Genomic DNA, 12,740 nt, shown 5'->3' with positions numbered 1-12,740 from the left:
ACGGGTATCCCTCTTGTGCAACCCGCGTAGATCGGACACCCCACATGCTCGCGACACGCATACGCCCCCGCCGCCGCACCGCGGTGGCGCTCGCCACGGCGGCGGTCCTCGCAGGCCTCACCGCCCCCGCCCTGACCGCCACGCCGGCCACGGCCGGCACCACGGCCACGGCTGCCGCCTATGACGACGCGTACTACGACGACGCGGCCGGCAAGTCCGGCGAGGCCCTCAAGGACGCCCTGCACACGATCATCAGCGACCAGACCACACTGTCGTACTCGGCCGTCTGGAACGCCCTCAAGGTCACCGACCAGGACCCGGACAACAGCGGCAACGTGATCCTGCTGTACTCGGGCGTCTCCCGCAGCAAGTCCCTCAACGGCGGGGACACCGGCGACTGGAACCGCGAGCACGTATGGGCCAAGTCCCACGGCGACTTCGGCACCTCCACCGGCCCCGGCACCGACATCCACCACCTGCGTCCGACGGACGTCAAGGTCAACAGCATCCGCGGCAACAAGGACTTCGACAACGGCGGCAGCGCCGTCGCGAACGGCGGCGGCAGCCTCACCGACTCCGACTCCTTCGAGCCGCGCGACGCCGTCAAGGGCGACGTGGCCCGCATGATCTTCTACATGGCGGTCCGCTACGAGGGCGGCGACGGCTGGGCCGACCTGGAGGTCAACGGCCAGGTCAACAACGGCAGCAACCCCTACATGGGCAAGCTCGCCGTGCTCAAGGCGTGGCACCAGGAGGACCCGCCGGACGCCTTCGAGCGGCGCCGCAACGACGTCATCCACGACTCCTACCAGCACAACCGCAACCCGTTCATCGACCACCCGGAGTGGGTCGAGTCGATCTGGTAGGCGTCACCGCGCCGCACTCCCCACCGGAAGGGGGGTGCGGCCCGGCTCACCGGACATCGCCCGTCCGGAGCCGCCTCCCCGGCTCGTCCGGGTCCGCCCGCCGCCCCTTCCGGGGACCCGGTACCACCCCTACTCGGGCGGTTCCGCCCGCACCTCGGCGTACCAGGCGCGGGCCGCGACGGTCTCCGGGTGGTCCTCGCCCAGGATCGCCGCCCGCTGCTCGGCCACCTCCCGCGCGCTCTCGGCGGCCTCCGGCCGCTTGCCCTGCGCGTACTGGGCGCGGCTGAGCTGGATGAGCACCCCGAGGACCAGCGGATGGTCCTCCCCGTACCCGGCTCTCTGCCCGGCGAGCACCCGGCGGAAGAGGTCCTCCGCCTCGGCGCCCCGGCCGGAGCGCAGCAGCCCCCGCGCCAGTGCGTCGCGCGCCCACACGGTCACCAGGTGGTCGGGGCCGAGATGGCGTTCGCAGTCCTCCACCAGTTCCCCGGCCGCTGTCACGCAGTGGTCGGAATCGTTCTGCGCGGAACGGAGTTCCAGCATCTCGCAGCGGGTCTTGAGGGTGGCGACGTGGTCGTCGCCGAACGCGTCGCGACGGCCCTCCAGGACCGTTTCCAGGAGCGTACGGGCCTGCCCCAGGTCGCCCAGGCGGTGCAGGACCCGCTGCAGCTCGTAGGCCGCGTCCAGGGTGCGCGCGTCATGAGGGCCCAGCGTGCGCAGCGCGTCCCGGTGGACCGGCCGCAGGAGGTCGGCGGCTTCGGCGTACCGGCCGAGCCGGAACAGGACGGGACCCTGACCCGACCGGGCCTCGATGGTCGCCGGGTCCTCGTCCCCCAGGTGCTCCGCGGCGGTCCTCGCGGCGGTGGAGGCCAGGGCCAGCGCGGCGGTCCAGTCCCCCGCCTCGTACACCAGTCGTGCGACGCGCGCCGCGATCCGTACGGATTCCGCCGTCACCAGGCCGTGGCGGTGGGACCGGTGCAGCAGGCCGGTCACGTGCGGCGCCAGGAGCCGCACCTGGGAGCGGGCCCGCGGAGACGCGGCGTCCGGCGGCAGCGCCGCCCGCAGCAGCCGGCCCGCCACTCCCGCCAGGAGCTCGCGCTGCGCGTCGGACACACCCGCGGCGACGCTGTCCAGCAGGACCCCGTGGGCCTTCACACAGCGGTGCCCGTCCGTCTCGACCAGGTCGGCCAGCGAGTGGTCGAGGAGCGCGCGCAGGGCCGGTTCGACCCGGTCGGCGGTCAGCGGCGGATCGAGGTGTCCGAGGCCGTCGACCTCGCCCTGTGCCGCCGGCATCAGCAGCGACAGCGGGACGGGATCCGCCGCCCAGAAGGACAGCAGCCGCAACAGGGTGGTCGCCTCCGGCAGGCCGCCCTCCGCCAGGGTGTCCAGCGACAGCTGCCACGTGTGGCCCACCAGGCGGCGGGACTGTCCGGCACCGGTCGCCGGCGCTCCCCGGTCCACCAGGGCCGTCGACTCCTCGCCCAGCCTCCGGTCGTACTCGTCCATGGTCCACGACTCCAGCAGCTGGTGGGCCAGGTGCGCCCCGGCCAGGGTCAGGGCCAGGGGCAGGCAGCCCAGGCGCCGGGCGACCTTCCGTGCGGACTGCTGTGTGCCCGCCTGCGGGGCCAGGTCACGCAGCACCAGGGTGGCGTCCTCCAGGGGGAGCACACCGAGCCGGTGGCTGCTCACCCCCGGGCCGTGCCACAGCGGGGAGGTCGCGTGGCGGGTGGTCACCAGCACCGTCCCCGAAGGGCTCGGGCGCAGCCAGGCGCCTTCCTCCAGGATGCCGGGGTCGTCGGCGTTGTCGAGGACCAGCAGCCAGGGTTGCGCCGAGTGGTCCAGGTGGTGCCAGACCAGGTCGGCCGCGGCGCGCCGGCCGCCGGCCGCGGCGGCCAGTTCGCCACCGGTGGCACCGCGGTCGCCGGCGACGGCGAGCATACCGGCGCGCAGCGACACCCGTTCGGAGGCGTTGACCCACAGGCCGACGCGGCCGTGGTCCCGCACCGCCTCGGTGAACAGGGCGTGGGCGACGGCCGTCTTGCCGCAGCCGCCCATGCCGTGCAGGACCTGGACATCGCCGCCGGGTCCGGCCACGGCGGCCCGTAAGCGCTCCATGAGGTCGGTGCGGTCCCGCAGGACACCGGGCGCGCGGCCGACCAGGGGCATACGGACGGAGTCGGGAGCGGCCCGCCGGGGTTCGGCCGGGACCACCACGTGGCGTTCGAGGAGCGGGGCCGAGCCCGGGGCGTAGTGGTGGACGTGTTCTTCGATGTACTGGTCGCCACCGGTCTGGTAGACCCGGGCGCTGCCCGACGCACGTCCCTCCATCGGCGCCGGCACGCTCATCGTCCGGTGATGTGCTGGTCGCGTCCGGCCTGGTAGATCCGGGCGCTGCCCGACGCCCGGGCCTGCAGGCGGACCGGACGCGTCTCCGGCTCCTCCGGAAGCGAGGGGTTCAACTCGTCGAGTATGCGCCGCAGTTCGTCGGCGGCCTCCGGCTGGGCGAGAAGGAACCGCCGTACGCGGCCCTGCCATTCGGCGGTCAGCTCGGCCTCGGCCTCGGCGTCACCGGCCCGGCGCGCGAGGAGCAGCTCCTCACGGCCTGCCGCCAGCTCCTCACCGACGCTCTCGGCCCTGGCGGGCTGGAAACGGCGCCACAGGGCGACCATGCCGTCCCTCGCCGACTCCCAGGCGTTCGTCACCATCAACGTGACGACGGTCGTGCCCGCCGTCCCTGCCAGTGCGACGATCTCCGGATCCACGGTCCCCCCTACGGCCGGCTCCCGATCCTAGGTCCCCGGACCGCTTCCGGCGCAAGGGTTCGCTCCCCCCGGGGCGTCGGCGCGGCTCAAGCCCACCTCGGACCCGTACGTCCGGCGGAGCCCCCGGAACGCCCCCGTACGAGGCCGGGCGAGCAGGGGCAGGCCACCCGGAGTGCGCCGGCCCGGTCCGGCGTCACCGGGCGCGCACGCCCCGCGCGTCCGGGGCCCGGCGTTCGGCGGGGCCACGCCGCCGAGCTTCCGGTTCGCTCCATCCGGTGGTGTGGGCGGCGGCCCGGGCAGGTCCGGCCCGCCCTGCCGTGAGCATGGAACCGCCCCGGCACGTCCGCCGGGGCGACCCGTCCCCGACATCTCACCGGAGAGTGCCGTGAAGACTCGTACCTGGTCCCTCGCCGCCGCCCTCACCCTGACCGCGCTCCTGCTGCCGGCCCCGGCGGCGTCCGCCGCGCCCGCCGCACCGCCGTCCTGCCCCGACGGATCGGTGTGCTTCTGGAGCAAGGAGGGCTTCGGCGGCGACTACTGGGAGTGGACCGCGCGCAGCGGCTACCGCGACATGCCGGCCGCCCTCCACGACCACGTCGGCTCCTTCGTCGCGAGCACCCGGGCCTGCTTCGTGAACTGGCAGCCGGTCGAGAAGCGGGACGTCTTCAACGGCGACTGGCGCTCCCGCTACCTCGGCGACTTCGGCGGCCGGGTCGACGGGGTGGGCCCGGGCGGCTGCTGACCGGGCCGGACCAGGCTCTCGGCCCCGTCCTCCGCCGCGCCGACCGCCCCGGGGGTGGCCGGCGCGGCGGAGGATCAGTCCCGGTGGGTCGGGGCGAACATGCGCAGGAGGGCGGGGAGGACCACCACCGACGGGCCCGGGGCCGACAGGCTCCGGGCCAGGTCCTGTTCCAGGGTCTCGGGGGTGGTGCGTACGGCGGGGACGGCGAAGGACTCGGCGAGGGCGACGAAGTCCGGGACGGTCAGGTCCGTCGCCGTGGGTGCGCCGAAGGCGTCGGTCATGTACTCGCGGAGGATGCCGTAGCCGCCGTCGTCGACGATCAGCCAGGTGACGTCCAGGTCGTGCTGGCGGGCGGTGGCGAGTTCGGCGATCGAGTAGAGGGCGCCGCCGTCGCCGGAGACGGCGAGGACCGGTCGGGTGGGGTCGGCGACCGCCGCGCCGAGGGCGGCCGGGAAGCCGTAGCCGAGGCCGCCGGCGCCCTGGGCGGAGTGCAGGTGGTTGGGCCCCATGGCGTCGAACGCGGACCAGGCCCAGTAGGCCAGGATCGTCATGTCCCAGAAGGACGGCGAGTCGGTGGGCAGGGCCCGGCGGACCGCCGTCAGCACCTGCTGCTCCAGGGTGAGGTCCTGCGCGGCGATCCGTTCGCGCACCCGGGCCAGCACCTCCCGCACGCGCTCCGGGGCGCCCTGGTCCTCGCGCCGTTCCACCGTCTCCAGGAGCGCCTGGAGGGCGAGGCGGGCGTCGGCGTGGATGCCGAGGCCCGGGTGGTTGGACTCCAGCTTGCCGAGGTCGGCCTCGATCTGGATCACCCGGCCGCGGGGCCGGAACGTGTGGTAGTTCGACGAGAGTTCGCCGAGGCCGGAGCCGACGACGAGGAGGACGTCGGCGTCCTCCAGGAAGTCGGTGGTGTGGCGGTCCTCCAGCCAGGACTGGAGCGACAGCGGGTGCGTCCAGGGGAAGGCGCCCTTGCCGCCGGGGGTGGTGACCACCGGGGCCTGGACGCGCTCGGCGAGCTGCCTGAGCTTGCCGGAGGCGTCGGAGCGGACCACTCCCCCGCCCGCGACGATCGCCGGACGGACGGCGTTCGTCAGCAGGTGGGCGGCGAGCGCCGTGAGTTCGGGGCGCGGGGGCAGCTCGTCCGGGGTGGCGTCCATCGCCGTCACCACGGGCAGGACCGTCTCCGCGGCGAGGACGTCCTGCGGGATCTCCACCCACACCGGGCCGGGCGGGACGGTCAGCGCCGACTTCCACGCCTCCGCGATCGCGGAGGGGATCTGGGACGCCGTACGCGCCGTGTGCACGGACTTGACCACGCCCCGGAACGAGGCCGACTGGTCGGGGAGCTCGTGCAGGTAGCCGCGGCGGCCGCCGCCGAGGCCCGCCGCCGGGACCTGGCTGCAGATCGCCAGCACGGGGGCGGACGCCGCCGCCGCCTCCTGGAGCGCCGGCAGGGAGGTCAGCGCGCCCGGGCCGGTGGACAGCAGCAGCGGGGCGGCCTCGCCGGTGACCCGGCCGTACGCGTCGGCCGCGAAGCCCGCGTTGTTCTCCGTGCGCAGGCCGACGTAGCGCAGGCCGGAGCGGCGCAGGGCGTCGAACACGCCGAGGGCGTGCTGGCCGGGAAGGCCGAAGACGGTGGTCGCGCCGAGCCCGGCCAGGGTCTCCACGACCAGGTCCCCGCCGGTGCGGCCGGGCGGGGGACGCAGCGCCGCCTCCGTCTGCGCGGCGGTCGGGCGGAGCACCAGGTCGTGGTCGTGGGTCACTTCGCGCGGGCCTCTGCAATCCGGCGGGACATGATCGTGGTCAGCTCGTAGGCGGTGTGCGACGCGGCGACCGAGGTGATCTCCGCGTGATCGTACGCGGGCGCCACCTCGACGACGTCCGCCGAGACCAGGTTGCAGGAGGCCAGTCCGCGCAGGATCTCCAGCAGCTCGCGGGAGGTCATGCCGCCGGCCTCGGGGGTGCCGGTGCCGGGGGCGTGGGCCGGGTCCAGGCAGTCGATGTCGATGGAGATGTACAGCGGGCGGTCGCCGATGCGCTGGCGGAGCTGGTCGGCGACCTCGTCGGCGCCCCGGCGGTAGACGTCGGCGGAGGTGACGATGCCGAAGCCCATCTTCTCGTCGTCGGTGAGGTCCTGCTTGCCGTACAGCGGGCCGCGCGTACCGACGTGGGAGAGGGCGGAGGTGTCGAGGATGCCCTCCTCCACGGCCCGCCGGAACGGGGTGCCGTGGGTGTACTCGGCACCGAAGTAGGTGTCCCAGGTGTCGAGGTGGGCGTCGAAGTGGAGCAGGGCGACCGGGCCGTGCTTCTTGGCGACGGAGCGCAGCAGCGGCAGGGCGATGGTGTGGTCGCCGCCGAGGGTCATCAGGCGGGCGCCGGTGCCGAGCAGGTCGTCCGCGGCGGCCTCGACGGTCTCCACGGCCTCGTTGATGTCGAACGGGTTCACGGCGATGTCGCCGCCGTCCGCGACCTGGGCGAGGGCGAAGGGGGAGGCGTCCTGCGCGGGGTTGTAGGGGCGCAGCAGCCGGGACGCCTCGCGGATGGCGTTGCCGCCGAAGCGTGCGCCGGGGCGGTAGGAGACGCCCGAGTCGAAGGGCACGCCGATGACGGCGACGTCCGCGCGGCCGACCTCGTCGAGGCGGGGCAGCCGGGCGAAGGTCGCGGGCCCGGCGTACCGCGGGACGCGGGAGGAGTCGACGGGGCCGCGGGGCGTCTCGCTGCTGCTCATGGGGTCCATTCCTGCTTTCCTGGTCTTCGCCGTGCACATGCGTCCGCCCGTGCTCGCGGGCCGCTGGTCCCTCCGACCATAAGAGGGCGGAAAGCATCTGCGAAGTGTACGTTTCATCCATTCCCGTCGCGAGGAGTGGAGGAAGTGTCCAGCATGCCGACATCGGACCCCGTGGTTCCGCCCACGCCGCCGGTGCGCCTGGACGCCCTGCTGGCCCGTGAGGACCTCGGCCTGCGCCGGGTCGCCGGACCGGACGACCCCGGGATCGTCGTGCACTGGGCGCAGGCGTCGGAGATGGCGGACCCGTACCCGTACCTGCTGGGCGGGGAGCTGCTGCTGTCGGCGGGCGTGCACATCCCCCAGGGGGCGGGCGCCGGGTACTTCGACGCCTACGTCTCCCGGATCGTGGCGGCGGGCGGCGCCGCACTCGGTTTCGGGCTGGCGCCGGTCCACGAGAGCGTGCCGGCGGCGCTGGCCGAGGCCTGCGACATGCACGGGCTGCCCCTGCTGGAGGTGCCGCCCCGGACCACGTTCTCGGGGGTGGCGCGGGCGGTCTGGCAGCTGATGGCGCAGGCCCGCACGGCGGAGCTGCGCCGGGTCACGGAGGCGCAGCAGAGCCTCGCCACGGCGGCGGCCCGCCCCGACCCGGTGCGCCCGGTGCTCGACCAGCTGGCCCAGCGGATCGGCGGCTGGGCCGTCCTCTTCGGCCCGGACACCACCGAGCTCGCCGCCTCGGGGAAGGCTCCGCCCTTCGAGGCCAGGGAGGCCCTGACCGACCTGACCCGGGTGGTGCGTCCCTCCGGTGACGCCGCGCCGGCCCCGGACGCCCGTCCCGCCCCCGTCTCCGCCGGCGACACCGTCACCGGTACCCACCTCGCCGCCTACGCCCTCGGCCCCGGACCCGGCCTCGTCCTGGGCGTGGCCGCGCCGCGCCGGTCCCCCGGCGACCACACCATCGCCTCCGTCGCCGCCGTCCTCCTGACCCTCCTCACCACCACCCGGCACACCGCCGCCGACCCGCTCCGCTCCGCCGCCCTGGTGCGCCTGCTGCTGGGCGCGGCGCCCGAGGACGTGGCGCCCCTGCTGGGCGCGGACCGGTGGCGCGTGGTGCACGCACGGCCGGACGGCCCCCCGGCCGCGGACGCCCTCGCCGTCTCCGCCCTGGGCGCGGCACTCGGCTCCACGCTGGTGGACCCGGTGGGCGGGACCGTACGCGTGCTGGTGCCGGCCGACCGTCCGGTGGACGCGCGCCCCGGCTGGACCCTCGGCGTCAGCGCGGCGGCCGCCCCGCCCGACTGGCCCGCCGCCGACACCCAGGCCGCCCGCGCCCTCGCCCGGGCCCGCGCCACCCGCGCCCCGCTGGTCCGGCACGGCGACCGTCCCGCCCTCTCCGACCTCGTCCCGCCGGGTGACGCGGACGCCCACGCCCGGGCGCTGCTCGCGCCCATAGCGGGCTCCCCGGCCCTCACCGACACCCTGCGCACCTGGCTGTCGCTGCACGGCAGCTGGGACCGTACGGCGGTGGCGCTGTCCGTGCACCGCAACACCGTGCGGCAGCGCGTCGCGCGGTGCGCGGCGCTGCTGGAGGCCGACCTGGACGATCCGGACGTGCGGATGGAGCTGTGGTTCGCGCTGCGCCGCAGCTGAGGCGGGGCCGGGAACTGAGTATCCGTACCCAGTCCTCTGAGTAGGTGACGCACGTCCCAGCGGGCGATACGCCAGGGACGCCCACCGGGCGCTGCTCCACAATGGGGGCATGCCGATACCCGGGACACCCAGCCGCGCCGAACTCCTCGAACACCTGGTCGCCACCCGCATCGCGGGCGATGTCGCCACCCCGCGCGAGAACAACCTCTCCCACTACCGGAGGCTGGCGAACGGCGACCGCCACTACTGGCTCGGCCTGGAGCTCGGCGACCGCTGGACCGACGAGCAGGACGTGCTCGCGGTGATGGCGGAGCGCGTCGGCGTCAACGACGACCCGGAGTACCGGTACGGGCAGGACACCATCGACGCGGAGCTGACCGTCTCCGGCCTGGAACGCATGGCGGGGCGGCTGCGCAAGGCGGCGGAGGGGCGGCAGCGGGTGCTGTTCGCCACCGGTCACCCGGGCGGGCTGCTCGACGTGCACCGGGCGACGGCCGCGGCGCTGCGGGCGGCCGGCTGCGAGATCGTGGTCATCCCGGACGGGCTGACCACGGACGAGGGCTATGTGATGCAGTTCGCGGACGTGGCGGTGCTGGAGCACGGCGCCACGCTGTGGCACACCCACTCCGGGGAGCCGATGAAGGCCGTCCTCGGTGCCCTGGAGCGCGGGGGCCGCCCGCTGCCGGACCTGGTCGTCGCCGACCACGGCTGGGCGGGCGCCGCGGGTCAGTACGGCGTCGACTCCGTCGGCTACGCGGACTGCAACGACCCGGCGCTGTTCCTCGCCGAGTCCGAGGGCACCGTCCAGGTCACGGTCCCCCTCGACGACCACGTCACCAGCCCCCGCCACTACGACCCGATGACGGCGTTCCTCCTGGCGGAGGCCGGGATCGGCTAGGGCCTGTTGCGAAAGTCCCGTCGTCCGCCCGAAGGGCGGGCCTCGCGGCGTCCGGTGCGTGCTCTCGGCGTGCCGGGGGCAGGTCCTCGTACTGGATGTACTTGGGCCTGTGCCCGGTGCGGCGAGAGTGCGTGCCGGGCGTCGCGAGGCAGACGGGACTTTCGCAACAGGCCCTAGGGCACACGGGGCGCGCCCCGGCCCCGTCCGGCCGGGGCACGGCCGGACGCGCCCGCCGTGCGGGAGACGTTCAGTCCCCGCGCGGGACGCGGACCACGCCCTCCTGGATGACCGAGACAGCGAGCCGGCCGTCCTGGGTGTGGATGCGGCCCTGGCCCAGGCCCCGGCCGCCGTGGGCCGAGGGGGACTGCTGGTCGTACAGCAGCCACTCGTCGGCGCGGAACGGGCGGTGGAACCACATCGCGTGGTCCAGGGACGCGCCGACGACGTCGCCGACGGCCCAGCCGCCGCGCCCGTGGGCGAGCAGGATGGAGTCCAGCAGCGTCATGTCGGAGACGTACGTGGCGAGGACGACGTGCAGCAGGGGGTCGTCGCTGTCGAGCTTGCCGTTGGTGCGGAACCAGACCTGGGAGTGCGGTTCGCGCGGCTCGCCGAAGCGGCCGTAGGGCGGGTCGTCGACGTAGCGCAGGTCGACCGCCGAGCGGGCCCCGAGGTAGCGGTGCACGATCTCGGGGGCGAGGTGCGGGTAGCCGCGCAGCCGCTCCTCGGAGGTGGGCAGTCCGTCCGGGTCCGGTGCGGGCGGCATCGGCGCCTGGTGGTCCAGGCCCTCCTCGTGCTCCTGGAAGGACGCGGAGAGGTGGAAGATCGGCTTGCCGTGCTGGACCGCCACCACGCGCCGCGTGGTGAAGGAGCGGCCGTCCCGGATCCGGTCGACGGTGTAGACGATCGGCGCGCCCGGGTCGCCGATGCGCAGGAAGTACGCGTGCAGCGAGTGGGCGGGCCGGTCCGCGGGGACGGTCCGCCCCGCGGCGACCAGTGCCTGCGCCGCCACCTGCCCGCCGAAGACGCGGGGGACGGCGGAGGCGCGGGACCGGCCGCGGAAGATGTTCTCCTCGATCTGCTCGAGGTCGAGCAGATCGAGGAGGTCCTGGAGTGCCTGACTCATGGAATCAGTTGTATACGGCAGGGATTTCCGGGACCTTACAGGCCCATGTCCTTGGCGATGATCGACTTCATGATCTCGCTGGTGCCGCCGTAGATGCGGTTGACGCGGTTGTCCGCGTACAGGCGGGCGATCGGGTACTCGTTCATGTAGCCGTAGCCGCCGTGGAGCTGGAGGCAGCGGTCGATGACGCGGTGGGCGACCTCGGTGCAGAACAGCTTCGCGGAGGCGGCCTCGGCGGGGGTGAGCTCGCCGGCGTCCAGGGCCTCGGTGGCGCGGTCGGCGACGGCCTCGGCGGCGTCCACCTCGGCCTGGCAGGCGGCCAGCTCGAACTTGGTGTTCTGGAAGTGGGCGACCGGCTTGCCGAAGACGGTGCGCTCCTGCACGTACTGCTTGGCGAAGCGGACGGCGGCCTTGGCCTGGGCGTAGGCGCCGAAGGCGATGCCCCAGCGCTCGGAGGCCAGGTTGTGGCCGAGGTAGTAGAAGCCCTTGTTCTCCTCGCCGAGGAGGTCCTCGACGGGCACCTTGACGTCGACGAAGGCCAGCTCGGCGGTGTCGGAGGTCTTCAGGCCGAGCTTGTCGAGCTTGCGGCCGACGGAGTAGCCCTCGGACTTGGTGTCCACGGCGAACAGGGAGATGCCGTGGCGGCGGTCCTCGGCCGTCGGGGCGGCGGTACGGGCGCAGACGATCACCTTGTCGGCGTGGACACCGCCGGTGATGAAGGTCTTGGCGCCGTTGAGGACGTAGTGCGTGCCGTCCTCGCTGAGCTTGGCGGTGGTCTTCATGCCCGCGAGGTCGGAGCCGGTGCCCGGCTCGGTCATCGCGATGGCCCACATCTCCTCGCCGGAGACGAACTTCGGCAGGAAACGCTTCTTCTGCTCGTCGGTGGCGAGCATCTTGATGTACGGCAGGGCGAGCAGCACGTGCACGCCGGAGCCGCCGAACTGGACGCCCGCGCGGGCGGTCTCCTCGTAGAGGACCGCCTCGAACTTGTGGGTGTCCATGCCCGCGCCGCCGAACTCCTCCGGCACGCTGATGCCGAAGATGCCCAGCTCACCGAGCTTGTAGTAGAAGTCGCGGGGCGCCTGGCCCGCCGCGAACCACTCGTCGTAGACGGGCACGACCTCGGCCTCGATGAAGGCCCGGATGGTCTCCCGGAACGCCTCGTGATCCTCGTTGAAAACCGTACGGCGCACCGCCGCCACCTCCGCGTACCCTAGGCATGTCTAAGCGCTTGCTCAGACAAAGATACCGGCGAGTATCCACAGGCGTCCAGAGCGCGACCCCCCGGGACCCCCGTAACGCTCGTCACGCTCGTCACCCCGCGGACGTCGCCCCCGCCGCCGCGAACGCGCCGCGCGCCATCCGGTGCAGCAGCCCGGCCGTCGTCGCCCGGCCGGGCAGCGCGCCCGGGCGGGCCAGGTGCGGGGTGGAGTTGAGCAGGCCGAACACCGAGTGCACGGCCGAGCGGGCGGTAGGCTCGGCCAGCCCCGGGTAGAGCGCGCGGACCACCTCCACCCACAGCTCCACGTACTGCCGCTGCAACTGGCGGACCAGCTTGCGGTCGCTGTCCCGGAGGCGGTCCAGCTCACGGTCGTGCAGGGTGATCAGGGGACGGTCGTCGAGCGCGAAGTCGATGTGCCCCTCGATCAGCGAGTCGAGGACCGCCTCGGGCGCCGGCACCTCCCCGGCCTCCGCCAGGCGCCGCTTCGCGCCGGTCAGCAGCTGGCCGCTGATCCCCACCAGCAGCTCCGCGAGCATCGCGTCCTTGCCCGCGAAGTGCCGGTAGAGCCCGGGCCCGCTGATGCCGACCGCGGCGCCTATCTCGTCGACCCCGACGCCGTGGAAGCCGCGCTCGGCGAAGAGCCGGGCGGCCTCCTTGAGGATCTGCTCGCGGCGGGTGGGGGCGTCGGTTCTGGTGGCCATGAAGACGATTCTAGACAGGGAGGTTAGCGGTCGTTAACCTGGAGGAAGTGCGTTAAC

At 74.0% G+C, this 12,740-nt stretch carries 11 protein-coding genes; 4 read left to right on the top strand and 7 right to left on the bottom strand.

The features are described 5' to 3' along the window. Positions 1–44 precede the first annotated feature (44 nt). Complete coding sequence (locus tag IE172_RS01030) at positions 45–866, top strand: endonuclease I family protein (RefSeq protein WP_190095116.1); 822 nt, start codon at positions 45–47, stop codon at positions 864–866. A gap of 129 nt (positions 867–995) precedes the next feature. Here IE172_RS01030 and IE172_RS01025 read toward each other — a convergent pair whose 3' ends face one another. Beyond that, on the bottom strand, positions 996–3,209 hold the full coding sequence (locus IE172_RS01025; RefSeq protein ID WP_190095115.1) for a tetratricopeptide repeat protein: 2,214 nt from the start codon (positions 3,207–3,209) through the stop codon (positions 996–998). Then, entirely contained in the window at positions 3,206–3,625 is a 420-nt protein-coding gene (locus IE172_RS01020; RefSeq protein WP_190095114.1) for a hypothetical protein, read from the bottom strand. Before IE172_RS01020 ends, IE172_RS01025 begins: the two co-directional genes overlap by 4 nt. Positions 3,626–4,010: 385 nt before the next feature. On the opposite strand from IE172_RS01020, the gene IE172_RS01015 reads away from it, so the two are divergent. Continuing rightward, entirely contained in the window at positions 4,011–4,367 is a 357-nt protein-coding gene (locus IE172_RS01015) for a peptidase inhibitor family I36 protein (protein WP_190095113.1), read from the top strand. 74 nt (positions 4,368–4,441) lie between these two features. On the opposite strand, the gene IE172_RS01010 is transcribed toward IE172_RS01015, so the two are convergent. After that, positions 4,442–6,127: a thiamine pyrophosphate-binding protein gene (locus IE172_RS01010; RefSeq protein WP_190095112.1), complete on the bottom strand. Its 1,686-nt coding sequence runs from the start codon at positions 6,125–6,127 to the stop codon at positions 4,442–4,444. Further along, entirely contained in the window at positions 6,124–7,092 is a 969-nt protein-coding gene (gene speB / locus IE172_RS01005; protein ID WP_190095111.1) for an agmatinase, read from the bottom strand. The genes IE172_RS01010 and speB overlap by 4 nt, the downstream gene beginning before the upstream one ends. Before the next feature lie 153 nt (positions 7,093–7,245). On the opposite strand from speB, the gene IE172_RS01000 reads away from it, so the two are divergent. Together IE172_RS01000 and IE172_RS00995 are read left to right on the top strand one after the other, a co-directional pair. Then, positions 7,246–8,739, top strand: coding sequence for a PucR family transcriptional regulator (locus IE172_RS01000; protein ID WP_190095110.1), 1,494 nt, complete (start codon positions 7,246–7,248; stop codon positions 8,737–8,739). 109 nt (positions 8,740–8,848) lie between these two features. Then, the gene (locus IE172_RS00995) at positions 8,849–9,637 is read left to right on the top strand and encodes a phosphatase (protein WP_190095109.1); all 789 of its coding nucleotides are present in this window, start codon (positions 8,849–8,851) and stop codon (positions 9,635–9,637) included. Positions 9,638–9,884: 247 nt separating this feature from the next. Here IE172_RS00995 and IE172_RS00990 read toward each other — a convergent pair whose 3' ends face one another. The 3 genes from IE172_RS00990 to IE172_RS00980 all read right to left on the bottom strand — a co-directional run bounded on the left by IE172_RS00990 (position 9,885) and on the right by IE172_RS00980 (position 12,683). Next, a complete protein-coding gene (locus IE172_RS00990) occupies positions 9,885–10,760 on the bottom strand; it encodes an acyl-CoA thioesterase (protein ID WP_190095108.1) in 876 nt (291 codons plus the stop codon). Positions 10,761–10,795: 35 nt separating this feature from the next. Further along, positions 10,796–11,953, bottom strand: a complete 1,158-nt coding sequence (locus IE172_RS00985; protein WP_190095107.1) for an acyl-CoA dehydrogenase family protein — start codon at positions 11,951–11,953, stop codon at positions 10,796–10,798. Between the two features lie 121 nt (positions 11,954–12,074). Next, positions 12,075–12,683, bottom strand: coding sequence for an SACE_7040 family transcriptional regulator (locus tag IE172_RS00980; protein ID WP_190095106.1), 609 nt, complete (start codon positions 12,681–12,683; stop codon positions 12,075–12,077). Positions 12,684–12,740 lie beyond the last annotated feature (57 nt).

The organism is Streptomyces griseoflavus (assembly GCF_014649995.1).
GTDB lineage: Bacteria > Actinomycetota > Actinomycetes > Streptomycetales > Streptomycetaceae > Streptomyces > Streptomyces griseoflavus.
Note: the sequence above shows the minus strand (reverse complement) of the source record. Positions and strands in the feature narration are given on the sequence as shown.